The sequence below is a fragment of the Cupriavidus sp. 30B13 genome (assembly GCF_049059565.2).
Lineage (GTDB): Bacteria > Pseudomonadota > Gammaproteobacteria > Burkholderiales > Burkholderiaceae > Cupriavidus.
Genome location: NZ_CP188223.1, coordinates 1443892 through 1467814 on the forward strand (window position 1 = coordinate 1443892; position 23923 = coordinate 1467814).

The window sequence follows — 23923 nt, forward strand, 5'->3', positions numbered from 1 at the left end:
CATGGCCGGCCCTCTTTCCGCCCCTCCGCCCCCGGGGACTCCAGGGGGCGAAACAGCGGGTGGGTCCACCGCTTGCGCCGCATCCATCCAGAACACCAAGACGCGATCCAACGCGCTACCAGGACTCCGCCGGCTCCTATGCACCGATCCTTTTCCTTCTCCGCCTTGCCCTGGCTGCGCGCCATGCTGGCCGCGCTGCTGCTGGCCGCGGCGCCGCTGTGGGCCGCGCCGCTCACGCAGGCCGACCTCAAGCCGCTGGCCGAAGACGACTTCGACGCCAAGACCGCCGCGCTGAGCGCGCTGGCCAAGGCGCCGCCGGAACAGGCCGGCCCCATCCTCAAGGCACTGCAGGACGACGCGCTGCAATACGCGCCGTCGGTCGGCATGGTGCGCCAGGACGGCGACAAGACCGTCGACGCGATCACCGGCAAGCCCGTGACCGTGAAGGCCGACGAGCTCGAATCGCTCACGCTCAACAACAGCCTGCGCGCGCTGGTGGACAGCGCCGCGAGCAGCATGCTGCTGCAGTCGCCCGACGCCACGGTGCGCGCGCAGGCCGTCAATACGCTGCTGGACCAGCCCGGCAGCGCCTCGCGCGAGACCGTGGAGGCCGCGCGCAAGGCCGAGGCCGACGCCGGCCTGCGCGCCAAGCTCGACGTGATCTGGGCCAATATCGTGCTGGCCGAGGGCAACCGCAACGACCGCCTCGAGGCGATCCGCATCCTGGGCCGCGACAGCAACCCGCAAAGCCGCCAGAAGCTGCAGCCGCTGGTGGAAAAGGACGCCGCCGGCAACTACCGCGAACCCGACGCCGAGCTGCGCGGCGCCGCCCAGCAGGCGCTCGACGCGCTGCGCGGCGACCAGCGCCGCGCCGAGCTGATCGGCAACCTGTTCGCCGGCCTGAGCCTGGGCAGCGTGCTGCTGCTGGCGGCACTCGGGCTGGCCATCACCTACGGCCTGATCGGCGTCATCAACATGGCGCACGGCGAATTCCTCATGATCGGCGCCTATGCCACCTATATGGTGCAGGGCGTGTTCCGCGCGCACTTCGCCGGCGCCTTCGACTGGTACCTGCTGGCCGCGTTGCCCGCGTCGTTCCTTGCTTCTGCCATCGTCGGCTTCGTGCTCGAGCGGCTGGTGCTGCGCCATCTCTACGGGCGCCCGCTGGAGACGCTGCTGGCCACCTTCGGCGTGAGCCTGCTGCTGATGCAGGCGGTGCGCACGCTGTTCGGCGCGCAGAACGTGGAAGTGGCCAACCCGTCGTGGATGAGCGGCGGCATCGAATGGCTGCCGGGGCTGGTGCTGCCCTACAACCGCATGGTCATCATCGTGTTCGCGCTGGCCGTGGTGGCGGTGGCGTGGGGCGTGCTCAACCGCACGCGGCTCGGCCTGTTCGTGCGCGCCACCACCCAGAACCGCACCATGGCGGCCTGCGTGGGCGTGCGCACGTGGAAGGTGGACAGCTACGCGTTCGCGTTCGGCGCGGGCATCGCCGGGCTGGGCGGCTGCGCGCTGTCGCAGATCGGCAATGTCGGGCCGGACCTCGGCCAAGCCTACATCATCGATTCGTTCATGGTGGTGGTGCTGGGCGGGGTGGGCCAGCTGGCCGGCACCATCATCGGCGCCTTCGGCCTGGGCCTCGTCAACAAGTTCATCGAGCCGTTCTACGGCGCGGTGCTCGCCAAGATCTTCGTCCTGGTGCTGATCGTGCTCTTCATCCAGAAGCGCCCGCAGGGACTGTTCGCGCTCAAAGGGCGCAGCGCGGAGGCATGATGCAGACATCGACAAGCAATCCATCCGCGGGCGGCTTCCGGCTGGCCGTGCCGGCGCGCCAGCCGCTGTTTACGCGGCGCGGCTGGGCGGCGCTGGTGGTGCTCGCGCTGATCGCCGCCGTCGGCGTGCCGGTGTGCGCGCTGCTGCTGCCCGAAGGCCATCCGTTGCACATGTCGGCCTATGTGCTCACGCTGGTCGGCAAGATCATGTGCTTTGCGCTGGCCGCGATCGCGCTGGACCTGGTGTGGGGCTACTGCGGCATCCTCAGCCTCGGCCACGGCCTGTTCTTTGCGCTCGGCGGCTACGCCATGGGCATGTACCTGATGCGCTCCATCGGCCGCGAAGGCGTGTACAAGAGCGACCTGCCCGACTTCATGGTGTTCCTGGACTGGAAGGAGCTGCCGTGGTTCTGGCACGGCACCGGGCACCTCGGCTACGCGTTGCTGCTGGTGGTGCTGGTGCCGGGCGTGCTGGCGTGGCTGTTCGGTTTCTTCGCGTTCCGCTCGCGCATCAAGGGCGTGTACCTGTCGATCATCACGCAGGCCATGACTTATGCGGCCATGCTGCTGTTCTTCCGCAACGAGACCGGCTTCGGCGGCAACAACGGCTTTACCGACTTCAAGCGCATCGCCGGCTTCGCGGTGGCCGCGCCGCACACGCGCACCGCGCTGTTCGTGCTGACCTTCGCCGCGCTGCTGGCCGGCTTCATCGCCTGCCGCTACATCGTCACCTCCAAGCTGGGCCGGGTGGTGACGGCGGTGCGCGACGCCGAGATGCGCGTGATGTTCTCGGGCTACAACCCGCTCGGCTACAAGCTGTTCGTGTGGACCTTCTCGGCGGTGCTGTGCGGCATCGCCGGCGCGCTCTACGTGCCGCAGGTGGGCATCATCAACCCGGGCGAGATGTCGCCGGCCAATTCCATCGAGATGGCGGTGTGGGTGGCCGTGGGCGGGCGCGGCACGCTGATCGGCCCGGTCATCGGCGCGTTCCTCGTCAACGGCGCCAAGACCATGTTCACGGCGTACTTCGCCGAATACTGGCTGTTCCTGCTGGGCGCCATGTTCGTGCTGGTCACCCTGTACCTGCCGGACGGCGTGATCGGCCTGCTCAAGCGGCTGCGCGGCGAGCCGGCGCGGCGGCAGCCGTCGCAGGGCGCGGCTTCGGCGGGCGCTTCGCCCATTGTCACCCAATCGAATGCAAGCGAGGCGACGCCGGCCGGCGCCACCCGCAGCGGAGGCGACGCATGAACGCGGCACTCGGAACCCAGCAGGCGGAAAGCGGCGACGCCACCGGCCTCGGCCGCGTGCTCGAGCCCGGCGTCATCGACGTCTCGCACGGGCCCATCCTCTACCTGGAAGACGTCACCGTGCAGTTCGACGGCTTTCGCGCGCTCAACCAGCTCACGCTGTCGATCGACCATGGCGAGCTGCGCTGCGTGATCGGCCCCAACGGCGCCGGCAAGACCACCATGATGGACGTGATCACCGGCAAGACCGGGCCGCGCAACGCCAACGTGAGCGGGCGCGTGTTCCTCGGCCAGAGCATCGACCTGATGCGCATGACCGAGCCCAAGATCGCGCAGACCGGCATCGGCCGCAAGTTCCAGAAGCCCACCGTGTTCGAGCAGCACGAAGTGTGGGAGAACCTGGAGCTGGCGATGAAGGCCGACAAGCGCTGGTGGTCGTCGCTGCGCGCGCGCCTGGACGCGCACGGCCACCGCCGCATCGAGGAAACGCTGGCGCTGACCGGGCTGGAGGACGAGGCCTACCGTCCCGCGGGGCTGCTCTCGCACGGGCAGAAGCAGCGCCTGGAGATCGGCATGCTGCTGATGCAGCAGCCGCAGCTGCTGCTGCTCGACGAGCCGGTGGCCGGCATGACCGACGAGGAAACCATGCAGCTCGCCGCGCTGCTCAACAGCCTGCGCGGCACCTGCTCGATGATGGTGGTGGAGCACGACATGGAGTTCGTCGCCGCGCTGGCGGGCGCCACCGGCACCGTGACCGTGCTGGCCGAGGGCAGCCTGCTGGCCGAAGGCACGCTCGACGCGGTCAAGCGCGACGAACGCGTGATCGAATCCTACCTGGGAAGATAACCATGCTGCAGGTCAACGCACTGAACCAGTTCTACGGCGGCAGCCACATCCTGCGCAATGTCAGCTTCGAGGTGCCGCAAGGCAAGCTGACCACGCTGCTGGGCCGCAACGGCGTGGGCAAGAGCACGCTGCTCAAATGCCTGATGGGCGTGGTGCCGACCAGGAGCGGCAGCATCAGCTGGGCGGGCCACGCGCTGGAGAAGAAGCCGCCCTACGAGCGCGTGGCCTCCGGCCTGGCCTATGTGCCGCAGGGCCGCGAGATCTTCCCGCGCCTCACCGTGGAAGAAAACCTGCTGATCGGCGCGGCCAGCCGCAAGCGCCCGAGCGGCGTGCCGGACCGCATCTACCAGTTGTTCCCGGTGCTGCGCAGCATGCGCGCGCGCCGCGGCGGCGACCTGTCCGGCGGGCAGCAGCAGCAACTCGCCATCGGCCGCGCGCTGATGAGCGAGCCGGGACTGCTGATCCTGGACGAGCCCACCGAAGGCATCCAGCCGTCGATCATCCAGGACATCGGCCGCGCGCTGCGGCTGCTGGTGGACGAGTTCGGCATGACCGTGCTGCTGGTGGAGCAGTACTACGAATTCGCCCGCCACCTGGCCGACCACTACGTGGTGATGAGCCGCGGCGAAGTGGTGGCCAGGGGCGAGGGCGCGCGCATGGAGGAAGACGGCGTGCGGGAGCTGATCGCGGTGTGAGAAGCGCGCGCGGCCGCCGCGCGATGCCACTTCCAGCCGGCCCGGCCGCGCGCTATGATGCCCGCATCACGCGCGCCGCGCATGCCCCCGGCGGCGCCCGCCTTCCAAGCCTTCATGCGTCATCCTGACTTTCCTTCGACCCTGGCCGTGCCGCCCGCATGGGAGGCCAGCCTGTGCCTGGGCTTTGCCGCGCGCGGCGAGCGCACCGCGCTGGTCGAGCGCCGCCACCGCGGCCCGCTGCTGGTGCAGAAGCCGCTCTATCCCGAGGGCGGCATCTGCCATGCGGTGATCCTGCATCCGCCCGCCGGCATCGCCGGCGGCGACAGCCTGCAGATCGACCTGGTGGCGGGTGCCGGCGCGCATGCCGTGGTCGCCACCCCGGGCGCGACCAAGTGGTACAAGTCGCTCGGCCGCGAGGCCGCGCAGCGCGTCACGCTGACGCTGGAAGCGGGCGCGCGGCTGGACTGGCTGCCGCAGGAGAACATCGTGTTCGACGACGCGCACGCGCGCCTGGCCACCACGGTGACGGTGGCGCCCGGCGCCAGCGCGATCGGCTGGGACGCCGTCGTGCTGGGGCGCCAGGCCAGCGGCGAGACGTGGTCGCGCGGCACGCTGCACATGGATACGCGCATCGCGCTGGCCGGCGGCCGGCGCGCCTTGTGGATCGAGAGCGCGCAGCTCGAGGCCGGCTCCGCGCTGCGCCATGCGCCGGCCGGGCTGGACGGCCTCAATGTCATGGGCACGCTGTGGGCGGTGGGCGAGGGCGCCACGCCGGCGCTGGCCGAGGCGCTGGCGCAAACGCTGCCGTACCGCGCCGACCTGCGCGCCGGCGTGACGCGCCTGGAGCAGGACGGCCAGCCGATGCTGCTGCTGCGCGTGCTGGGCGCGCGCATGGAAGCCGTGCGGGAACTGCTGGTGCGGGCGTGGGGCCTGCTGCGCGAGCCCATGCACGGCGTGCCGGCGCGGCCGCTGCGGCTATGGGCGACATGACCGGCGACATGGCGGGCGCCGCCGCGGGCGGCGCCGGCACGATACCAACGACAACGGGACGAACCAGATGGAACTGACTCCGCGAGAGAAAGACAAGCTGCTGATCTTCACCGCCGCGCTGCTGGCCGAACGCCGCCGCGCGCGCGGGCTCAAGCTCAATTACCCGGAAGCGGTGGCGCTCATCACCGCCGCCATCATGGAGGGCGCGCGCGACGGCCGCACCGTGGCCGAGCTGATGCACGAAGGCACCACCGTGCTGACGCGCGAGGACGTGATGGACGGCGTGGCCGAGCTGATCCCGGAGATCCAGGTCGAAGCCACTTTCCCGGACGGCACCAAGCTGGTCACGGTGCATCACCCGATCGTCTGAGGCGCGCCGCGCCGCGCCGCACCCCGCCCCAACCTGCCGAACCCTGCCGCACCCTGTCCAACAAAAACACGAGGCATCAAGACATGAACCGTTCCAACCGCGCGCGCGCCATCGTGGGCGCTTCCCTGGCGCTGGCCAGCGCCGCCGCCATCGCCCACCCCGGCCACGATGCCGCCACCGTCGGCGCCAGCCTGTGGGCGGGCCTGCTGCATCCGTTCACCGGCATGGACCACCTGCTGGCCATGGCCGGCGTGGGCGTGTGGAGCGCGCTGGGCGCGCGCTCGCCGCGCGAGGCGCTGCGCATGCCGTTCGTGTTCGTCGCGCTGATGCTGGCCGGCGCCGCTCTCGGGCTGGCGGGGGCGGGGCTGCCGCTGGTGGAGCCGATGATCGCCGCCTCGCTGCTGGTGATCGGCTTGCTGGTGGCGCTGCGCGCCAGGCTGCCGGCGTGGGCCGGCATGGCCATCGTCGGCGGCTTCGCCGTGTTCCACGGCTACGCGCACGGTGCCGAGCTGCCGACCGCGGCGGGCGCGCTGCCGGCGGCGGCCGCCTACGTGGGCGGCTTCACCGTCGCCACCATGGCGCTGCACCTGGGCGGCATCGGCGTGGGGCAGGTGCTGCGCCGCCACGCCGGCTGGCTCGCGCGCGCGGCCGGCGCGGGCGTGGCGCTGTACGGCGTCGGCCTGATGGTGGCCTGATGCAGCCCGGCGCGGCCGTGGGCCGCTTTCGCATCGCGTTGGCAACGTCGACAAGGAACCCGACATGATTCCCGGTGAACTGATGCCCGCCGAGGGCGAGATCGAACTCAACGCCGGCCGCCAGATGGTCAGCGTGACGGTGGCCAACACCGGCGACCGGCCGGTGCAGGTCGGCTCGCATTTCCATTTCTACGAGACCAATGCCGCGCTCGACTTCGACCGCGAGGCCGCGCGCGGCTTCCGCCTGAACATCGCCGCCGGCACCGCGGTGCGCTTCGAGCCGGGCCAGAGCCGCACGGTCGAGCTGGTGGCGCTGGACGGCGCGCGCATCGTCTACGGCTTCAACGCCAAGATCATGGGAGCGCTGTGATGAGCGTGAAAATCTCCAGGCAGGCCTACGCCGAGATGTTCGGCCCCACCACCGGCGACCGGCTGCGGCTGGCCGACACCGGGCTGGTGATCGAAGTCGAGAAGGACTTCACCATCTACGGCGAGGAAGTGAAGTTCGGCGGCGGCAAGGTGATCCGCGATGGCATGGGCCAGAGCCAGCGCATGGCCAGGGACTGCGTCGACACCGTCATCACCAATGCCCTGATCGTCGACCACTGGGGCATCGTCAAGGCCGACATCGGCCTCAAGGACGGGCGCATCGCATCCATCGGCAAGGCCGGCAACCCGGACATCCAGCCCGGCGTGACCATCGTGGTCGGGCCCGGCACCGAGGTGATCGCGGGCGAGGGCATGATCGTCACGGCCGGCGGCATCGACAGCCACATCCACTTCATCTGCCCGCAGCAGATCGAGGAAGCGCTGATGAGCGGCGTCACCACCATGATCGGCGGCGGCACCGGCCCGGCCACCGGCACCTTCGCCACCACGGTGACGCCGGGGCCGTGGTTCATGGAGCGCATGCTGCAGGCGGTGGAAGCCTATCCGATGAACATCGGCCTGCTCGGCAAGGGCAACGCCAGCCAGCCCGGGCCGCTGACCGAGCAGGTGGAGGCCGGCGCGATCGGCCTCAAGCTGCACGAGGACTGGGGCACCACGCCGGCGGCCATCGACACCTGCCTCACCGTGGCCGACGCCACCGACACCCAGGTGGCGATCCACACCGACACGCTCAACGAGGCCGGCTTCGTCGAGGCCACGGTGGCCGCGTTCAAGGGCCGCACCATCCACACGTACCATACCGAAGGCGCTGGCGGCGGCCACGCGCCCGACATCATCAAGGTATGCGGCGAGGCCAACGTATTGCCGTCGTCGACCAACCCGACGCGGCCCTATACCGTCAACACGCTCGACGAGCACCTCGACATGCTGATGGTGTGCCACCACCTGGACCCGTCCATCGCCGAGGACATCGCCTTCGCCGAAAGCCGCATCCGCCGCGAGACCATCGCCGCCGAGGACATCCTGCACGACCTCGGCGCGTTCTCGATGATCTCCAGCGACTCGCAGGCCATGGGCCGCGTGGGCGAGGTCATCATCCGCACCTGGCAGACCGCGCACAAGATGGCCGCGCAGCGCGGCAAGCTGCCCGGCGATCCCAACGACGCGCGCGGCGGGCACGACAACTTCCGCGTCAAGCGCTATATCGCCAAGTACACCATCAACCCCGCGCTCACGCACGGCATCGCCCACGAGGTCGGCTCGGTCGAGGTCGGCAAGTGGGCCGACCTGGTGCTGTGGAAGCCCGCCTTCTTCGGCGTCAAGCCGAGCCTGATCCTCAAGGGCGGCATGATCGCCGCGGCCGCGATGGGCGACCCCAACGCGTCGATCCCCACGCCGCAGCCGGTGCACTACCGGCCGATGTTCGCCGCGGCCGGGCGCGCGCTGCACAAGTCGTCGCTGACCTTCGTCTCGCAGGCCGCGCTGGCCGCCGACGTGGGCGGCCGCTATGGGCTGGAGAAAACGCTCGCGGCGGTGCGCGGCACGCGCACCGTGAGCAAGCGCGACATGGTGCACAATGACTGGCAGCCGCACGTCACGGTCGATCCCGAGACCTACCAGGTCGTCGCCGACGGCCAGTTGCTGATGTGCGAGCCGGCCACCGTGCTGCCGATGGCGCAGCGCTATTTCCTGTTCTGAGTTCCCGTCCCGAGCCCGCCTTGCAGAAGATCGACAAACACCTCAGCGCCCCGCACGGCATCGCCGCCGTGCTGGTGCGCCGCGCGCCCAAGCTGGTGCTGCCCTTCGCCGAACGCAGCAAGAGCCGCCTGCGCGCCACGCTGGACAACGGCGAGGAAGTGGCGCTGTTCCTGCCGCGCGGCACGGTGCTGCGCGGCGGCGACCTGCTGGTCACCGAAAGCGGCGTCTTCGTCGAGGTGCAGGCCGCGGCGGAATCGGTGCTGCAGGTCGGCGCCAGCGACCCGCAGGCGCTGATGCGCGCCGCCTACCACCTCGGCAACCGCCACACGCCGGTGGAAGTGGGGCGCGACTACCTGCGCCTGGAGTACGACCCCGTGCTGGCCGACATGCTCGCGCGCCTCGGCGTGCAGGCCGGACGCGCCGAACTGCCGTTCGAGCCGGAAGCGGGCGCCTACGGCGGCGGCCACAAGCACGGGCACGACGCCACGTTCGCCGAGGACTACGCGGCGGCGCAGGCGGTGTTCCATGAGCATCATGGGCATAGCCACGATCACGATCATGGGCATGCGCACGACCATGGCCACGTGCACGATGCGCATTGCGGCCACGACCACAAGCATTGAGCCCGCAGGCTGGCGCATGAAGACACCACCGCTGTCCAATCGGCCGACAACCGAACTCCCCTCTCCCGCAAGCGGGAGAGGGGCAGGGGGAGAGGGCAAGCGCGCGCCGGAGCCCGCATTCGTGAAATCGCTACGTGCCAGCCAGACCGAGGCGGAGCAGCGTCTCTGGTACCACTTCCGTGCGCATCGTTTCCTCGGTTTGAAGATCAGGCGCCAGAAGCAGCTCGGCCCGTTCATCGCCGACTTCGTTTGCCTGGAACTGAAGCTGGTGATCGAGGCCGATGGCGGGCAGCATGGCGACATTTCCGACGCCAGGCGCGATGCCTGGTTCCAGCGTAACGGCTACACCGTCCTGCGTTTCTGGAACAACGAGGTGCTGGGCCAGACCGGTGCCGTGCTCGAACGGGTGCGCGAGGTGGCGCTGAGGCTGGGGCACGTGGACGCGCCGGCCCTCTCCCCCGGCCCCTCTCCCGCAAGCGGGAGAGGGGAGCAAACCGTCGGTCTGCGAGGGGGTTCGAACAAGGCGAAATCGTCTCCGCACGAGTTCCTCTCTCCCGCAAGCGGGGGAGAGGCGCAAACCGTCGGTTTGCGAGGATGTTTGAGTACGGCCACATCGTCTCCGCACAAGCTCCCCTCTCCCGCAAGCGGGAGAGGGGCAGGGGGAGAGGGCAAGCGCGCGCCGGAGCCGAATGCTTCCGCGATGCCAGCCACCGCCGCGAGGCAACGAGAAAAGGGCCATTCATGACCCAGCTCTCCCAGCTGATCTCCCTCCTGCACCTGGCCTCGCCCGCGCTGCCCATCGGCGGCTTCAGCTATTCGCAGGGGCTGGAGGCCGCCATCGAGTGCGGCCTGGTGCACGACGCCGCGAGCGCCGAGCAATGGGTGCGCAGCAACCTGCTGGACGTGCAGGCGCAGTGCGAGGCGCCGGTGTGGCTGCTGCTGTTCCGCGGCTGGCAGGCGCGTGACGCCGCCGGCGTGGCGCAGTGGAACGACTGGTTCCTCGCCACGCGCGAGAGCGCGGAGCTGCGGCTGGAGACCGAGCAGATGGGCTGGTCGCTGGCGCGGCTGGTCGCGCAGATGGAGTGGGGCGACGGCGCACTGCGCACGCAGCTCGCGGCGCTGTCGCCGGTGTGCCTGCCCACGGCCTTTGCCGCGGCGTGCGTGGCGCTCGGCGTGGACGAGCGCGACGGGCTGGCGGCCTATTGCTTCAGCTGGGCCGAGAACCAGGTGGCCGCGGCGCTCAAGGCGGTGCCGCTGGGGCAGGTGGCCGGCCAGCACATCCTGCGGCGGCTGCATGCGGCCGTGGCGCAGGCCGTCGGCGAGGCGCTGCGCCGCGCCGATGCCGGGCCGCCGGCGTTGTCGACCTTCTCGCCGATGCTGGGCCTGCTGTCGGCCCGCCACGAAACCCAGTATTCCCGGCTGTTCCGTTCCTGAGCGGCCGATCTTCACCGAGACACGATTCCCGATCATGACCCAGGCCCGTACCAAGAAGAATCCCCCGCTGCGCGTCGGCGTGGGCGGCCCCGTCGGTTCCGGCAAGACCACCTTGCTGGAGATGCTGTGCAAGGCCATGCGCGAGCGCTATGACCTGGTGGCCATCACCAACGACATCTACACCAAGGAAGACCAGCGCCTGCTGACCGTCTCGGGCGCCTTGCCGGCCGAGCGCATCATGGGCGTGGAGACCGGCGGCTGCCCGCATACCGCCATCCGTGAGGATGCCTCGATCAACCTCGAAGCGGTGGACCGCATGCTGGCGAAGTTTCCCGATGCCGACATCGTCTTCATCGAATCGGGCGGCGACAACCTTGCGGCCACCTTCAGCCCGGAACTGTCGGACCTGACCATCTACGTGATCGACGTGGCCGGCGGCGAGAAGATCCCGCGCAAAGGCGGGCCCGGCATCACCAAGTCGGACCTGCTGGTGATCAACAAGACCGACCTGGCGCCCTATGTGGGCGCCAACCTCGACGTGATGGAAAGCGATGCGCGCAAGATGCGCGGCGCGCGCCCGTTCGTGATGGGCAGCGTGAAGTCGGGCCAGGGGCTGGCCGAGGTGATCGCCTTCATCGAGCGGCAGGGCATGCTCGGCATCTAGCCAGGCAGCTTTTCAGCCGCGCCGGCGCGCGACAAGCCGGCATCGCCGCGTTTGCGCCGCCGGCGGCTTGTGGCATACTTGCCCGCCTATGCCGCGCGTTTTCCTCGCCCCTTCCTCGCCGTGCCGCGCCACCGATTCCGGTGACGCCGCCGCACGCATGGGCGCCGCGCCGTCATGCCTGGCGCTTTCTGGCGCCGGCTCCTCTTCCGCTTTCTCTTCTTCCGCTTTCTCCATCATTCGAATTATCCGGGGTCGCTGAGCTGCGGCTTTGGCTGGTGCTCGGTGGCCCGTGGTCCGTCTGACCGCGCACGCCGCCCGGCCTGCGCGCGACTTCCGATCCGATGGAGAATCCCGATGTCCGACCTTCCCGAGCTGCGCGCCCACGCCAGTTATCCCGTCCTGGCCGAGATCCAGGACACAGCCCGGCGCCTGCGCGGCCACGTGCTGGAAACCCCCGTATGGCGCTGGCAGACCGGCGCGATGCAGCAACTCGACCCGGCCACCGAAGTGTGGCTCAAGATGGAGCTGTTCCAGCTCACCGGCACCTTCAAGCTGCGCGGCGCGCTCAACAGCATGGCGCGGCTCGATGCCGCCGCGCGCCGGCGTGGCGTGGTGGCCGCGAGCGCCGGCAACCATGCCATGGCGGTGGCCTATGCCGCCAAGGTGGCGGATGTGGGCGCCAAGCTGGTGATGCCGGCCGGCGCCAGCCCGGCGCGCGTGGCGGCGTGCCGCGAGTGGGGCGCGCAGGTGGTGTTGCTGCCGGACGTGCACGCCGCCTTCGCGCACGCGCAGCAGCTGGCGGCGCAGGAAGGCCGCACCATGGTCCATCCGTTCGATGGCCCGCTGATCGTGCAGGGCACGGGCACGGTGGGGCTGGAGCTGATGCGCCAGGTGGCGGGGCTGGAGGCGGTGGTGGTGCCGGTGGGCGGCGGCGGCCTGTGCGCGGGCATTGCCGCGGCGGTCAAGCAGATCAATCCCGCCTGCAAGGTCTACGGCGCCGAGCCGGCGGGGGCCGATGCCATGACGCACAGCTTCGAGGCGGGGCGCCCGCAGGTGCTCGAGCGCGTGGAGACCGTCGCCGACAGCCTCGGCGCGCCCTATGCGATGGACTACAGCTTCGGCGTGTGCAGCCGCTTCGTCGACGGCATGGTGCGGGTCTCGGACGAGGCGATCCGCGACGCCATGCGCATGCTCTACCGCGACATGAAGCTGGCGACCGAACCGGCCACCGCGGTGTCCACCGCGGCGCTGCTGGGGCCGCTGCGCGGCCGGCTGGAGGGCAGGAAGGTGGCGCTGGTGCTATGCGGGGCCAACCTCGACGCGGCCCGCTTCGCGGAGCTGCTGGCGGCCTAGCGCGCGGGCGCCGGCCAATACGCAATACGCGGCGCGGCCGGCTCCGCGGGAACTACGTCAACTACATCTGCTGCTGCGCCCGCGCAGCGATCACGCGCGCCACCGAGGCGATGGCATCCTGCTCGATGTCGTTCATCAGCGCCATGTGCCGCACGGTCACGCGCTGGGCCGGCGTGATGTTGAACTCCGCGCAGCGCTGCTCCAGCACCAGCGCGCCGCGGTCGCCCTTGCCGCTGCCGTCGCCGAAGTTCAGCATCTCCGCCGGGTTGACGCCCAGCGTGCTGGACAACGCGCAGATATTGACGAGGGAGACATTGCGCACGCCGCGTTCGATGCCGCTGAGGTAGGAGCGCGCCATGCCGCTTTCCAGCGCGAGTTTTTCCTGCGACCAGCCGCGTTGCTTGCGTAGTTCCGCCAGGTGCAGCCCGAAGAGCTTGAGAGGATCAGCGATCATGGCTCGATTCGTGGAGAAAGACGAAGCGAGGTTAAGGGTTTGACCTCTTTGTATCGACGCCTTATAGTGGAACGCACTATGAGTGTCGGATTGAATTGCGTTGAAGATGTCGGAATCGTTTCGGAAACGTCTGTCAATTCCGCTCAATTGTAAAAGGAATGTAATAGGCGGCGGGCGCCACGCCTCGGCGGGTGCCGGCTTTTGCCGACCGTGCGCGCGGCCCGGGTGCCGCAGGCGCGGGCCCCCGTAGCCAGCGCCGATGATGCCATCGCCACGCGCGCCGGAACTTGTCCGATCCATACGAAAACGGGCCGGCATGCGGCCCGGGCCGGCGGGGCCAGGCATGGGCAAGGCCGGAAGGCCATCACCCCCGGGGGAAGCGCGGCGCGGCATGTTTCCATCAAGCGGAAAAAGGGGGTGTCATGCGTATTTTTTCCTTGTTCGAGGCGCAGATGCGCGGCGAAATCCTGGCCGGTGGCGGGGCTTCGGCATTGCGCGTGGGCCTGCAGGTCCGGGTGGTGCCCGAGACGGCCGGCCTGGGCAGCAGCGGCGACTACGTCTTCCTGCCGCAGGGCGCGATGCAGCCCGGCACCGCCACCGCGCGGGCCGAGTGGTGGGCCTGCCTGTGCGGCGCGGTGAAGGTCACGCTGGCGGGCTGCGCGCCGGTGCTGCTGTCGCCGGGGAGCGTCTACGCGATCCGCCAGGGCGAGCGCCTGCGGCTGGCGGCGCTGCAGGACAGCGTGCTGATCCGCGCGGTGCTGGACCCGCATGCCGTGGGGCTGGTGGGCGCGGGGCTGACCAGCAGTTTCGATGCGTTCGCGGCCGGCCAGGCGGAGCGCTGGCGGGCGTGGGGCGGGGCGGCCGATGCCGTGGCGCGCGCCGGGCGGCCGGCGCCGCCGCGCCTGAACGCCGCGTTCGTGACGATCGCCGAGGGCGAGCCGGAATGGGCGGACCGGCTGCGCGCCGGCGGGCTGAACTGGGCCGCCTGCCACGAAGGCACGCTGCGCCTGCAATGGCATTCGCCGTGGCCGCATGCCGAGCGCCAGGTCGCGTACCTGCAGCCCGGCATGGTGTTCGCGCCGGATCCGGACGAGGGGTACCGCATCGAGGCGCTCGAGCCGGTGGCCAGCCTGCTGTGCTGCCTGCAGGCGCCGGCGCGCGAGCCGGCCGGCGCGGGCGGCGCCGCGCAGGCCGTGTCGCTGCACTGAGGGGGCGGCACGCGCGCGCCGCTGCCGCCGCTCAGCGGCGCTGGTACTGGGTGGCGCCGAACAGGATTTCCTTTTCCTTGTCGTCGCGGATGGGCTTGCGCACGCCGGCCAGCACCTCCACGCCGCGCTTGACCGCGGGGCGCTCGGCGATTTCGTTGAACCAGCGCTTCAGATGCGGGTAGTCGTCCAGCTCCACGCCCTGGTTCTGCCAGCTGCGCAGCCACGGGAAGGTGGCGATGTCCGCCACCGTGTACATGTCGCCGGCCAGCCACGGATGCGCCGACAGCCGCTTGTCGATCACGCCGTACAGGCGGCGCGCTTCGTTGGTGTAGCGGTTGATGGCGTACTCCAGCTTCTCCGGCGCGTACATGCGGAAATGGTGGGCCTGGCCCAGCATCGGGCCGACGCCGCCCATCTGGAACATCAGCCACTGCAGCGCTTCGTACTTGCCGCGCACGTCCTCGGGCAGGAACTTGCCGGTCTTGCCGGCGAGGTAGAGCAGGATCGCGCCGGACTCGAACAGCGAGATGGGCTGGCCGTCCGGGCCGTCGCTGTCGACGATGGCGGGGATCTTGTTGTTCGGGCTGATCTTGAGGAATTCGGGCGCGAACTGGTCGCCGGCGCCGATGTTGGTGGCATGCACCTTGTACTCGAGGCCGCACTCCTCGAGCATGATGTGGATCTTGTGGCCGTTGGGCGTGGGCCAGGAATAGACGTCGATCATCGGGGAAGGGGCTCCTGGGAATGGCTGCAATCGCTGCGATCACGGCGTGTCGCGCGGACGGTGGGCCGCCGCTTCAACCACTGCGGTGGCGAACCGCGCGATTTAAGCACAGAAGAAAAAAACGCGCAGACCACGCTGCGCGTTTTCCCTGCTGGCGGCAGGGGATGTGCCCCGCCGCCGCGACGGCGGGCTCAGAAGCCGCGCGTTACCGGCATGTCGATGTCGTTCGGGTTGATGCTCATGTGCTTGGCCAGTTCCAGCTTGGCGATGGCGTTGCGGTGCACCTCGTCCGGGCCGTCGGCCAGGCGCAGCGTGCGCTGGTGCGCCCACCACGAGGCCAGCGGGAAGTCGTCGGAGACGCCGGCCGCGCCATGCACCTGGATGGCCCAGTCGATCACCTTCAGGGCCATGTTCGGCGCCACCACCTTGATCATGGCGATCTCGGCCTTGGCCACCTTGTTGCCCACGGTGTCCATCATGTACGCGGCCTTGAGCGTGAGCAGGCGCGCCATCTCGATGTCGCAGCGGGCCTCGGCGATGCGCTCGCGCGTCACGCCCTGGGCCGCCACCGGCTTGCCGAACGCCACGCGCGCCAGGCTGCGCTTGCACAGCAGTTCGAGCGCGCGCTCGGCCACGCCGATGCTGCGCATGCAATGGTGGATGCGGCCCGGGCCGAGGCGGCCCTGGGCGATCTCGAAGCCGCGCCCTTCGCCGAGCAGGATGTTGGCCGCCGGCACGCGCACGTTCTTCAGCTCGATCTCCATGTGGCCGTGCGGCGCGTCGTCGTAGCCGAACACCGGCAGGAAGCGCTTGATGGTGATGCCCGGGGTCTCGGCCGGCACCACGATCATCGACTGCTGTTCATGGCGCCCGGCGTCCGGGTTGGTCTTGCCCATCACGATGTAGACCTGGCAGCGCGGATCGCCCGCGCCCGACGACCACCACTTGGTGCCGTTGATCACGTACTCGTCGCCGTCGCGCTCGATGCTGCAGCAGATGTTGGTGGCGTCGGACGAGGCCACGGCCGGCTCGGTCATCAGGAAGGCCGAGCGGATCTCGCCGCGCAGCAGCGGTTCCAGCCAGCGGTCCTTGAGTTCCTCGGAGGCGTAGCGCTCCAGCGTTTCCATGTTGCCGGTGTCCGGCGCGGCGCAGTTGAACACCTCGGCCGACCAGGGCACCCGGCCCATGATCTCGCACAGCGGCGCGTATTCGAGGTTCGACAGGCCTTCCGGCGCGCGCTTCGAATGGGGCAGGAACAGGTTCCACAGGCCGGCTTCGCGCGCCAGCGGCTTGAGCTCCTCGATCACCTTGGTCGGGATCCAGGCGTTGCCGGCCTGGCGGTTGGCCTGGATTTCCGCGTAGAAGCGCTTCTCGTTCGGATAGATGTGCTTGTCGAAGAAGGCCAGCAGGCGGGCCTGCATCTCCTTGACCTTGGGGGTGTACTCGAATTGCATGTTGTCTCCTCCACCTCTGAATGAGAGCCTGGAGGCCGTTGCCGGCCCCGGCGGACGCGGTCTGCGTCGACTGGAGAGGACTCTACCGTAATCCAGGTAATTAGAAAAATGAATTTTCTGGATTTGCCAGTATCAATAGGGTGCATTCCGTGACAGAATCGACGCCATGCAGCTCTCCCGCATCGACCTCAATCTCTTCGTCGTCTTCGACGCCATCTACAGCGAAGGCAGCATCACCGCGGCCGCGCGCCAGCTCAACCTGACGCAGCCCGCCGTGAGCCACGCGCTGGGGCGCCTGCGCACCCTGTTCGACGACCCGCTGTTCGAGCGGCGCGGGCAGGGCATGGCGCCCACGCCGCTGGCGCGCTCGCTGGCCGCCGAGGTGCGCGCCGCGCTGCAGTCGTTCGCGCGCACGCTGCAGGACACGCCGCACTTCGACCCGGCCGCCACCGTGCGCCGCTTCACCATCGGCATGCGCGACGCGCTGGAATCCACGCTGCTGCCGCCGCTGATGGCGCGCGTGACCGCGATGGCGCCGCAGGTGGAAATCGCGGCGATCCGCTTCGACCGGCGCGAGATGGAGTCCGAGCTGCTGGCCGGCACGCTCGACGCCGCCATCGACATCCTGCTGCCGGTCTCGCCCGCCATCCACCACACGCCCTTCATGGCCGACCCGATGGTGGTGCTGGCGCGCCGCGACCATCCGCTGGTGAAGAAGGAGCTGACGCTGGAGCGCTACCTGGCGGCCGAGCACGTGCATGTGTCGTCGCGCCGGCGCGGCGCCGGGCTGGAAGACCAGGCGCTGCACCGCATGGGCCTGACGCGCCGCGTGCGCCTGCGCTGCCAGCACTACGCGGCGGCCTGCCGCGTGGTGAGCTGCACCGATCTGCTGGCCACGCTGCCGCTGCGCTACGCGCGCATCGCCAACGAGCCCTACGCCAACCGGCTGCTGTCGCTGCCGTTCAAGGTGCCGTCGCTGGAGCTGCACCTGTACTGGCACGCCGGCGGCGAGAACGACGGCGCCAACCGCTGGCTGCGCGAGCAGTTGCAGGCGGTGATCGCCGCGCTGGGCGGCGGGCGGGGCGAAGCGGCGCCGGGCTGAGGCCGGCCGTCCGCGTTCTCGTGCTCGTTTTCCTGCTTTCTTGCCGGCGCGCCGTTCAGCGCGCGCCGTCGTCGATGCGCTCGATGCGCACGGTGTCGGGCGGCAGCGCGCTGTCGGCCTGCACCGCGTAGGGCAGCGGCGGGCGGCGCGCCGCCGGCACCGCTTGCCATAAGCGCGCGGTCCAGGCGCGGACCGCGGGGCTGTCCGGCGCCGCCGCGGTGATGCGCAGGGCCAGCGGTGCGGCGCTGGCCTGCTCCGCGCCCGGCGCATCGGGGATCAGGCGCTCCAGCGCCAGTTGCGGCTCCAGCCGCAGGCCCATCGTCACGGATTTCGCGGGTTGCGCGAGCGTGTGCACGGCTTCGTCCGACGGCGCCGCGCGCAGCCCCCAGCGCTGCCCCTGCATGGCCAGCACCGGCGCGGCGGGCGTGACCGGCGGCACCGGGGCGATGGCGGCCGGCTGGGGCGGCGGCGCGGCCGGCGCCGGCATGGCGATGCGCGGTGCCAGGGCCGGCGGGGCGGCCGGCACCGGCAGCGGTGGTGGTGCCGGCGGGACTGGCGGAGCCACCGGGGCGGGAGCGGGGGGGGGCGCGGCCTGGGGAGCGGCCTGGGGCGTGGCTTGCGGTGCGGCCGCGGCCGGGCCGGCAGCCGGCACGGCGCGTTCCGCGCGTGTTGCCGTGGCGGGCGCCGCCGCCGCGCGGGCGGCGCCCGCGTCGCCATCCGGTGCGGGGCCGGCTTGGACTTGCGGCGCCGGGCGTGCCTTGGCGGTGGCCGGGGCATGCTCGCCCGCGGGCGGCGGTTGCTGCGGCGCGGCCGCGGGCGGTGGCTGGCGATTCGCCGCGGGCGCCGGTCCAGGCGCGGGCGCTTGCGCGCCCGGCGCGGCCTGCGGCTCGCTTGCCTTGTGCGCGGTGCGCGGGGCATCCGGCAGCAGCAGCGCGCCGTCGCGCGCGTCCATCTGCCTGAGCACGATCTGCAGCGACAGCGCGGCCACGCCCAGCGTGCCCGCCAGCACGCCCAGCGCGGGCCACCGGCGCCGCGCGGCGCGCCGGCCGGGGGCGGACGCGGTTTCCTGCCGAGCCGTTTCTTGCTGCTGCTGCTGCTGCTGCTGATGCTGCGCCTCGGCCTGTTCGCGCAGCCACGCCTGCGCTGCCGCGCCGACCGTCGCGCCCAGCACGCGCTGCGGGCTGTCGCCGCGCCGCACCTCTTCCAGCACGGCCGCGCGGCGGCCGGCCTGCGCGGCTTGCAGGCGCGCGGCTTCCGCCATCACGGCGGCCTGCAGGCCGGCGGACGGGGTGAACGTGGCGCCGGCATCGGCATCGGCGCTGGCTGCGCCATCGGCTGCGTTCGTGTTCGCGTTCGTGGCTGCGCGCGCCTGCCGCGTGGCCTGCGCGGCGCGCGCCGCGGCCATGACCGCGGCCTCCAGCGAGGGCGGCGGCGCGAACGGCGGCAGCGCGCGCAGCAGCGCCGCGAGCCGGTCCTCGCCGGCGATGAATCGTTCGTCCGCGCTCATGGCCGGCGCTCCTGCGGCGCCGCCGCCGCGAGGCTCTCGCGCAGCCGCGCGAAGGCGTAGCGCAGCCGGCTCCTGACGGTCTCGAACTTCTCGCCCAGCGTCTGCGCGATGTCCTCCACGCTCATCTCGCTGAAGAAGCGCAGCACGATCACTTCGCGCTGCGCCGCCGGCAGCGCCATCAGCGCCTGCCGCACGCCTTGCAGGTTCTGCCGCAGCGCGGCCTCGGCCTCGGGGCTGAGGTCGCCGGCGGGCAGCGCGAGGTGGTCGTCGCCGAGCGTGTCGCGCTGGCGCTCGTAGGCGCCGCGCAGCGTGTCGAGCCAGGTGTTGCGCGCGATCTGGAACAGGAAGGTGCGCAGCGCCGCGCCGGGCTGGTAGTCGCCGCAGCGGGTCATCAGCTTGACCCAGGTCTTCTGGGTCACGTCTTCGGCCTCGCCCGTGTTGCCCTGGCACAGCCACGCCACGTAGTTGTAGAGCGCCGCGTTGTGGCGGCGGAACAGCTCGGCCACCGGCTGCTCGATCAGGCCGTTGGCGACCAGCAGCATGAGGTCGGTATCGGCCAGCGCGGACAGGCCGGCGGCGGGCGTGGCTGGCGTGGGGTGCGTGCCGGTGGGCATGCGGTCGGGCGCGGAGGCATTCATGCGCGGCAGTATATGACAGCGCTGCGCGCCGCCGCGAACGGGGCGCGTGCGTGCCGCGCGCGGCGCCACCGCGCGTGCTTCAGGGCCGTGGCGCGGCGCCGTCGCCCTGCGCCAGCGGCGCATGCGTCGACAAGGCCTGCGCCAGGTCCACCAACTGGAGGAACTCGCCGCGGTAGCCGAAGCGGTCGTCGCCGCGCGCGCCGAGCGCCAGCGCGCGCGCATCGGCATAGCGCCAGGCGCCGGCATGGCTGCCGCTGCGCAGCAACTGGCCGAAGCCGGCCACCGCGGCGGCGAAGCGGAAGGCATCGCCGGCCTGCGCCAGCGGCCGCACCGCGCTGGCCGGCACCGCCAGTTCCAGCAGTTCGCTGGCCTGCCCCTGCGGGCGCTTGTAGCGCAGCTTCACGTGGGCCAGCTCGCCGGCGTTGCCGCTTGCGGCCGGCGCGCGCTGGTAGCGCAGCGGATCGATCAGGCCGGGCCTGCCGGCCAGCGTCAGCTCGTAGAGCGCGGTCACGGTGTGCCCCGCGCCGATGTCGCCGGCGTCCACCTGGTCGTTGTTGAAGTCCTCGCGTTTCAGGGCGCGGTTCTCGTAGCCGATCAGGCGGTACTCGCTGACCGTGGCCGGGTTGAACTCGACCTGGATCTTGACGTCGCGCGCCACCGTGGCGAGCGTGGAGCTCATCTCCTCGACCAGCACCTTGCGGCCTTCCATCAGGTTATCGATGTACGAGTACGCGCCGTCGCCGGCGTCGGCCAGTTGCTCCATCAACCGGTCGTTGTAGTTGCCGGTGCCGAAGCCCAGCGTGGACAGCGACACGCCCGACTTGCGCTTTTCCGCGACCATCGCCTTGAGCTCGCGGAAGTCGGTGACGCCCACGTTGAAGTCGCCGTCGGTGGCCAGCAGCACGCGGTTGATGCCGCCGGCGATGAAGCTCTGCTGCGCGGCCTGGTAGGCCAGCGCGATGCCGCTCGCGCCGGCGGTGGCGCCGCCCGCCACCAGGGCGTCGATGGCGGCGGAGATGGCCGTCTTGTCGCTGCCCGGCGTGGGTGGCAGCGCGACGCGCGTGCCGCTGGCGTAGGTGACCAGCGTGATGCGGTCCTGCGGACGCAGCGCGCCGGCCAGCAGCTTGAGCGAGGACTTGAGCAGCGGCAGCTTGTCTGCCGAGTACATCGAGCCGGACACGTCGACCAGGAACACCAGGTTGGCCGGCGGCAGGCTCGCGCGCGCCGCGTCGGCGGCCTTGATGCCGATGCGCAGCAGCACGTTGCCGGCATGCCAGGGCGCGGGCGCGGCCTCGGCATGCACGGCGAAGGGCCGGCCGTCGCGCGGCGGCGCGTAATCGTAGGGGAAGTAGTTGACCATCTCTTCCACGCGCACCGCGTCGGCCGGGGGCAGGCGGCCCGCGTTGAGCAGGCGGCGCACGTTGCTGTAGCTGCCGGTGTCGACGTCGATGCCGAAGGTGGAGACCGGCGCCTGCGCGACCTGCTGCACGCCGTTTTCCTCGATGGCGCCGTAGCGCTCGCGCGCGGGCTCGCCGCGCCAGCCGGACTGCGCGGCCATCGCGGCGGGCGCCCCGCGCAGGCCGAAACGGACCGGCGCGCCCGCGTTGGCCGGCATTTCGGCCCGGCTGGCCTTGGCGGTGGGAGCGGCCGGCGCGTCCGGCGCCGGAAACGCCATGGCCGGCGCGGTGGTGAATGGCTCGCCGGGCAGGATGACAGGGGAGCGCGGCGGGTAGGCCCTGCCGCTGTCGGCGGCGGGGTTCGCCTGCTGGTTCGGGGACGGTCCGCCGCATGCGGCCATTGCGAGGGCAACGGCCAGGACTGCCGGGCGCTTGTGCATGTCGATTTCTCCGGAAAGGGCCGCGCCGGCGGTGCCGGCGCCGGGGCGCTGCCAGTGAAACGAAGCAGGCACGCGGGCGGGGTTGATCCGATGCGAAAAAAAACGGCGCGGCCTCCCCGGGGGTGCCGCCCCACGCACAGGCGCCCTACAATGGCTGTTTCTTCCCCCACGGATGAGGAGCTAGGCATGGCAAACCAGGCATATTCCCCGGCGCTCTGGCGCGGCCCGCTCGCCGTCGCCGCGGCGCTCGCGCTGCTGGGCGCCTGCTCGACCCAGACCGGCGCGCCGCCGGCCGCCGGCACCGCGCCCGCGGCGCCGGCTGCTTCGGCCGCCGCCGCGCTGCCGCCCGCGCCGGAAGTGGCGTCGGGCTACCGGCAGGGCATGACCACCACGTTCGCGGACAGGCACATGGCCGCGGCGGCCAACCCGCTGGCCACCGAGGCGGGCCGCAAGATCCTGCGCGACGGCGGCTCGGCCATCGACGCGGCGATCGCCATGCAGGCCGTGCTGACGCTGGTCGAGCCGCAGGCCACCGGCATCGGCGGGGGCGCCTTCATCATGTACTGGGACGGCAAGCGCGTGCAGGCCTACGACGGCCGCGAGACCGCGCCCGCCGGCGCCGGCGAGAACCTCTTCATGCGCCCGGACGGCAAGCCGATGAGCTTCAGCGAGGGCCAGATCGGCGGCCGCTCGGTGGGCACGCCGGGCGTGCTGCGCGCGCTCGAGCTGGCGCACCGCCAGCACGGCAAGCTGCCCTGGGCCAGGCTGTTCCAGCCCGCCATCGAGCTGGCCGAGAAGGGCTTCCCGATCTCGCCGCGCCTCTATACGCAGATCGCCGCCGACAAGTTCCTGCCGAACTCGCCCGAGCTGGCCGCCTACTTCCTCACGCCCGACGGCAAGGCCAGGCCGGCCGGCACCATGCTGAAGAACCCGGCGCTGGCCCGCACCCTGCGCGAGATCGCGCGGCGCGGCCCCAGCGTGCTGTACACCGGTCCGATCGCCGGCGACATCGTCAGGCAGGTCAACGGCAGCGCGAACCCGGGCTCGCTCTCGCTGGCGGACCTGCGCGACTACCGTGCCAAGGAGCGCGTGCCGGTCTGCAGCGACTACAAGCGCTGGAAGATCTGCGGCATGCCGCCGCCGTCGTCGGGCGGCATCGCCATCGCGCAGATGCTCGGCACGCTGCAGGCGCTGGAAGCCAGGGACCCGAAATACGCGCTGGCCGCGATGACGCCGCGGCAGGTGAATTCGCCGGCCGGCTTCGAGCCCACCGTCGACGCCGTGCACGCGGTGTCGGAAGTGGGGCGCCAGGCCTATGCCGACCGCGGGCTTTACGTGGCGGACTCGGACTTCGTGCCGGTCAACGTGGCCGGGCTGATCGACCGCGACTACCTGGCCCGGCGCGCCGCCCTGATCGGCGAGCGCAGCATGGGCAAGGCCGAGCCCGGCGTGCCGCCCGGCACCAAGGTCGCGTTCGCGCCGGACCGCTCGCCGCCGCGCGTGTCGACCTCGCAGATCGTGGCGGTGGACAACGCCGGCGGCGCGATCTCCATGACCACCACGGTGGAGAGCTATTTCGGCTCGCACCTGATGGTGCGCGGCTTCGTGCTCAACAACCAGCTCACCGATTTCTCGTTCGTGCCGAGCGAGAACGGCAAGCCGGTCGCCAACCGCGTGCAGGCCGGCAAGCGCCCGCGCTCGTCGATGGCGCCGACGCTGGTGTTCGACCGCGAGAGCGGCAAGCTGGTCGCCACGGTGGGTTCGCCCGGCGGCTCGCAGATCATCGAGTACGTCTCCAAGACGCTGGTGGGCCTGCTGGACTGGAACATGGACGTGCAGGCCGCGATCAACCTGCCCAACTTCGGCAGCCGCAACGGCCCGACCGAACTGGAAGCCGGGCTGGTCAGCCCGGCGCTGGCGCAGGGCCTGGCCGAGCGCGGGCACCAGGTGGCGCAGATCGAGATGACCAGCGGCACGCAGGCCATCGTGCGGCGCCAGCGCCCGGACGGGAAGTGGGCCTGGGCGGGCGGCGCCGATCCGCGGCGCGAAGGGGTGGCGCTGGGGGATTGAGCGAGGCTGGCTTCCGATCGCTGACAGGCCTCCGGTTAGCGGAGGTTTGCTCCCCTCTCCCACGCCAGCGGGAGAGGGGAGACCGCAATCGGCAAGCTGACTTTGCCGGCAATTCGAGGCCGGCTCGCGCGAGCCGGCCTTTTTTCGTTTCG

At 71.1% G+C, this 23923-nt stretch carries 23 protein-coding genes; 17 read left to right on the top strand and 6 right to left on the bottom strand.

What is annotated here, in order from left to right:
• Nucleotides 1-138 precede the first annotated feature (138 nt).
• The 14 genes from urtB (at nt 139) to ACKI2N_RS06800 (ending at nt 12777) form a co-directional block, all read left to right on the top strand.
• Nucleotides 139-1773, top strand: a complete 1635-nt coding sequence (urtB, locus tag ACKI2N_RS06735; RefSeq protein WP_420992678.1) for an urea ABC transporter permease subunit UrtB — start codon at nt 139-141, stop codon at nt 1771-1773.
• Entirely contained in the window at nt 1773-3020 is a 1248-nt protein-coding gene (urtC, locus tag ACKI2N_RS06740) for an urea ABC transporter permease subunit UrtC (protein WP_420992911.1), read from the top strand. The genes urtB and urtC overlap by 1 nt, the downstream gene beginning before the upstream one ends.
• Nucleotides 3017-3865, top strand: coding sequence for an urea ABC transporter ATP-binding protein UrtD (gene urtD, locus ACKI2N_RS06745; protein ID WP_420992677.1), 849 nt, complete (start codon nt 3017-3019; stop codon nt 3863-3865). Before urtC ends, urtD begins: the two co-directional genes overlap by 4 nt.
• 2 nt (nt 3866-3867) lie before the next feature.
• Entirely contained in the window at nt 3868-4560 is a 693-nt protein-coding gene (gene urtE, locus ACKI2N_RS06750; RefSeq protein WP_420992676.1) for an urea ABC transporter ATP-binding subunit UrtE, read from the top strand.
• A 114-nt stretch (nt 4561-4674) separates the two neighbouring features.
• On the top strand, nt 4675-5550 hold the full coding sequence (locus tag ACKI2N_RS06755) for an urease accessory protein UreD (RefSeq protein ID WP_420992675.1): 876 nt from the start codon (nt 4675-4677) through the stop codon (nt 5548-5550).
• Nucleotides 5551-5617: 67 nt separating this feature from the next.
• A complete protein-coding gene (locus ACKI2N_RS06760) occupies nt 5618-5920 on the top strand; it encodes an urease subunit gamma (RefSeq protein WP_020203657.1) in 303 nt (100 codons plus the stop codon).
• 83 nt (nt 5921-6003) lie between these two features.
• Nucleotides 6004-6615, top strand: a complete 612-nt coding sequence (locus tag ACKI2N_RS06765; protein WP_426990631.1) for a HupE/UreJ family protein — start codon at nt 6004-6006, stop codon at nt 6613-6615.
• 64 nt (nt 6616-6679) lie between these two features.
• Nucleotides 6680-6985 carry an urease subunit beta gene (locus ACKI2N_RS06770; RefSeq protein ID WP_420992673.1) on the top strand — a complete coding sequence of 102 codons (306 nt, stop codon included), beginning with the start codon at nt 6680-6682 and terminating at the stop codon, nt 6983-6985.
• Nucleotides 6985-8703, top strand: a complete 1719-nt coding sequence (ureC, locus tag ACKI2N_RS06775; protein WP_420992672.1) for an urease subunit alpha — start codon at nt 6985-6987, stop codon at nt 8701-8703. The genes ACKI2N_RS06770 and ureC overlap by 1 nt, the downstream gene beginning before the upstream one ends.
• Before the next feature lie 20 nt (nt 8704-8723).
• On the top strand, nt 8724-9326 hold the full coding sequence (gene ureE / locus ACKI2N_RS06780; RefSeq protein WP_420992671.1) for an urease accessory protein UreE: 603 nt from the start codon (nt 8724-8726) through the stop codon (nt 9324-9326).
• Between the two features lie 121 nt (nt 9327-9447).
• Nucleotides 9448-10071 (top strand): endonuclease domain-containing protein, encoded by a 624-nt coding sequence (locus tag ACKI2N_RS06785; RefSeq protein ID WP_426990634.1) that lies wholly within the window; start codon nt 9448-9450, stop codon nt 10069-10071.
• Nucleotides 10068-10760 carry an urease accessory protein UreF gene (locus ACKI2N_RS06790; RefSeq protein WP_420992669.1) on the top strand — a complete coding sequence of 231 codons (693 nt, stop codon included), beginning with the start codon at nt 10068-10070 and terminating at the stop codon, nt 10758-10760. The genes ACKI2N_RS06785 and ACKI2N_RS06790 overlap by 4 nt, the downstream gene beginning before the upstream one ends.
• A 34-nt stretch (nt 10761-10794) precedes the next feature.
• Nucleotides 10795-11424, top strand: coding sequence for an urease accessory protein UreG (gene ureG / locus ACKI2N_RS06795; protein WP_420992668.1), 630 nt, complete (start codon nt 10795-10797; stop codon nt 11422-11424).
• 354 nt (nt 11425-11778) lie between these two features.
• Entirely contained in the window at nt 11779-12777 is a 999-nt protein-coding gene (locus ACKI2N_RS06800; RefSeq protein WP_420992667.1) for a threonine ammonia-lyase, read from the top strand.
• A 61-nt stretch (nt 12778-12838) separates the two neighbouring features.
• Here ACKI2N_RS06800 and ACKI2N_RS06805 read toward each other — a convergent pair whose 3' ends face one another.
• Nucleotides 12839-13231, bottom strand: a complete 393-nt coding sequence (locus ACKI2N_RS06805) for a helix-turn-helix domain-containing protein (RefSeq protein WP_420992666.1) — start codon at nt 13229-13231, stop codon at nt 12839-12841.
• A gap of 422 nt (nt 13232-13653) precedes the next feature.
• Here ACKI2N_RS06805 and ACKI2N_RS06810 point away from each other — a divergent pair, with 422 nt between their 5' ends.
• Nucleotides 13654-14439, top strand: coding sequence for a hypothetical protein (locus ACKI2N_RS06810; RefSeq protein WP_420992665.1), 786 nt, complete (start codon nt 13654-13656; stop codon nt 14437-14439).
• 31 nt (nt 14440-14470) lie between these two features.
• On the opposite strand, the gene ACKI2N_RS06815 is transcribed toward ACKI2N_RS06810, so the two are convergent.
• Nucleotides 14471-15163: a glutathione binding-like protein gene (locus ACKI2N_RS06815; protein WP_420992664.1), complete on the bottom strand. Its 693-nt coding sequence runs from the start codon at nt 15161-15163 to the stop codon at nt 14471-14473.
• Nucleotides 15164-15354: 191 nt separating this feature from the next.
• Entirely contained in the window at nt 15355-16617 is a 1263-nt protein-coding gene (locus ACKI2N_RS06820) for an acyl-CoA dehydrogenase family protein (RefSeq protein WP_420992663.1), read from the bottom strand.
• Nucleotides 16618-16783: 166 nt separating this feature from the next.
• Here ACKI2N_RS06820 and ACKI2N_RS06825 point away from each other — a divergent pair, with 166 nt between their 5' ends.
• Nucleotides 16784-17719, top strand: a complete 936-nt coding sequence (locus tag ACKI2N_RS06825) for a LysR family transcriptional regulator (protein WP_420992662.1) — start codon at nt 16784-16786, stop codon at nt 17717-17719.
• A 55-nt stretch (nt 17720-17774) separates the two neighbouring features.
• Here the strand turns inward: ACKI2N_RS06825 and ACKI2N_RS06830 are convergent, their stop codons facing one another.
• The 3 genes from ACKI2N_RS06830 to ACKI2N_RS06840 form a co-directional block, all read right to left on the bottom strand.
• Nucleotides 17775-19226 carry a hypothetical protein gene (locus ACKI2N_RS06830; protein ID WP_426990639.1) on the bottom strand — a complete coding sequence of 484 codons (1452 nt, stop codon included), beginning with the start codon at nt 19224-19226 and terminating at the stop codon, nt 17775-17777.
• A complete protein-coding gene (locus tag ACKI2N_RS06835; protein ID WP_420992660.1) occupies nt 19223-19864 on the bottom strand; it encodes an RNA polymerase sigma factor in 642 nt (213 codons plus the stop codon). The genes ACKI2N_RS06830 and ACKI2N_RS06835 overlap by 4 nt, the downstream gene beginning before the upstream one ends.
• A gap of 79 nt (nt 19865-19943) precedes the next feature.
• A complete protein-coding gene (locus tag ACKI2N_RS06840) occupies nt 19944-21701 on the bottom strand; it encodes a vWA domain-containing protein (RefSeq protein ID WP_420992659.1) in 1758 nt (585 codons plus the stop codon).
• Nucleotides 21702-21887: 186 nt separating this feature from the next.
• Between ACKI2N_RS06840 and ACKI2N_RS06845 the strand changes: the two genes are divergently transcribed.
• Nucleotides 21888-23771, top strand: a complete 1884-nt coding sequence (locus ACKI2N_RS06845) for a gamma-glutamyltransferase family protein (RefSeq protein ID WP_420992658.1) — start codon at nt 21888-21890, stop codon at nt 23769-23771.
• The last annotated feature ends 152 nt before the right edge of the window (nt 23772-23923 follow it).

Bases quoted from the DNA above. Each gene is read 5' to 3' on its own strand.
- ureG (WP_420992668.1), top strand. From the start codon at position 10,795: ATGACCCAGGCCCGTACCAAGAAGAATCCCCCGCTGCGCGTCGGCGTG.
- ACKI2N_RS06800 (WP_420992667.1), top strand. From the start codon at position 11,779: ATGTCCGACCTTCCCGAGCTGCGCGCCCACGCCAGTTATCCCGTCCTG.
- ACKI2N_RS06760 (WP_020203657.1), top strand. From the start codon at position 5,618: ATGGAACTGACTCCGCGAGAGAAAGACAAGCTGCTGATCTTCACCGCC.
- ACKI2N_RS06790 (WP_420992669.1), top strand. From the start codon at position 10,068: ATGACCCAGCTCTCCCAGCTGATCTCCCTCCTGCACCTGGCCTCGCCC.
- ACKI2N_RS06845 (WP_420992658.1), top strand. From the start codon at position 21,888: ATGGCAAACCAGGCATATTCCCCGGCGCTCTGGCGCGGCCCGCTCGCC.
- ACKI2N_RS06770 (WP_420992673.1), top strand. From the start codon at position 6,680: ATGATTCCCGGTGAACTGATGCCCGCCGAGGGCGAGATCGAACTCAAC.
- ACKI2N_RS06840 (WP_420992659.1), bottom strand. From the start codon at position 21,701: ATGCACAAGCGCCCGGCAGTCCTGGCCGTTGCCCTCGCAATGGCCGCA.
- urtB (WP_420992678.1), top strand. From the start codon at position 139: ATGCACCGATCCTTTTCCTTCTCCGCCTTGCCCTGGCTGCGCGCCATG.
- ACKI2N_RS06820 (WP_420992663.1), bottom strand. From the start codon at position 16,617: ATGCAATTCGAGTACACCCCCAAGGTCAAGGAGATGCAGGCCCGCCTG.
- urtC (WP_420992911.1), top strand. From the start codon at position 1,773: ATGCAGACATCGACAAGCAATCCATCCGCGGGCGGCTTCCGGCTGGCC.
- ACKI2N_RS06755 (WP_420992675.1), top strand. From the start codon at position 4,675: ATGCGTCATCCTGACTTTCCTTCGACCCTGGCCGTGCCGCCCGCATGG.
- ureC (WP_420992672.1), top strand. From the start codon at position 6,985: ATGAGCGTGAAAATCTCCAGGCAGGCCTACGCCGAGATGTTCGGCCCC.
- ACKI2N_RS06765 (WP_426990631.1), top strand. From the start codon at position 6,004: ATGAACCGTTCCAACCGCGCGCGCGCCATCGTGGGCGCTTCCCTGGCG.
- ACKI2N_RS06830 (WP_426990639.1), bottom strand. From the start codon at position 19,226: ATGAGCGCGGACGAACGATTCATCGCCGGCGAGGACCGGCTCGCGGCG.
- ACKI2N_RS06805 (WP_420992666.1), bottom strand. From the start codon at position 13,231: ATGATCGCTGATCCTCTCAAGCTCTTCGGGCTGCACCTGGCGGAACTA.
- urtD (WP_420992677.1), top strand. From the start codon at position 3,017: ATGAACGCGGCACTCGGAACCCAGCAGGCGGAAAGCGGCGACGCCACC.
- ACKI2N_RS06835 (WP_420992660.1), bottom strand. From the start codon at position 19,864: ATGAATGCCTCCGCGCCCGACCGCATGCCCACCGGCACGCACCCCACG.
- ACKI2N_RS06825 (WP_420992662.1), top strand. From the start codon at position 16,784: ATGCAGCTCTCCCGCATCGACCTCAATCTCTTCGTCGTCTTCGACGCC.
- ACKI2N_RS06815 (WP_420992664.1), bottom strand. From the start codon at position 15,163: ATGATCGACGTCTATTCCTGGCCCACGCCCAACGGCCACAAGATCCAC.
- urtE (WP_420992676.1), top strand. From the start codon at position 3,868: ATGCTGCAGGTCAACGCACTGAACCAGTTCTACGGCGGCAGCCACATC.
- ACKI2N_RS06810 (WP_420992665.1), top strand. From the start codon at position 13,654: ATGCGTATTTTTTCCTTGTTCGAGGCGCAGATGCGCGGCGAAATCCTG.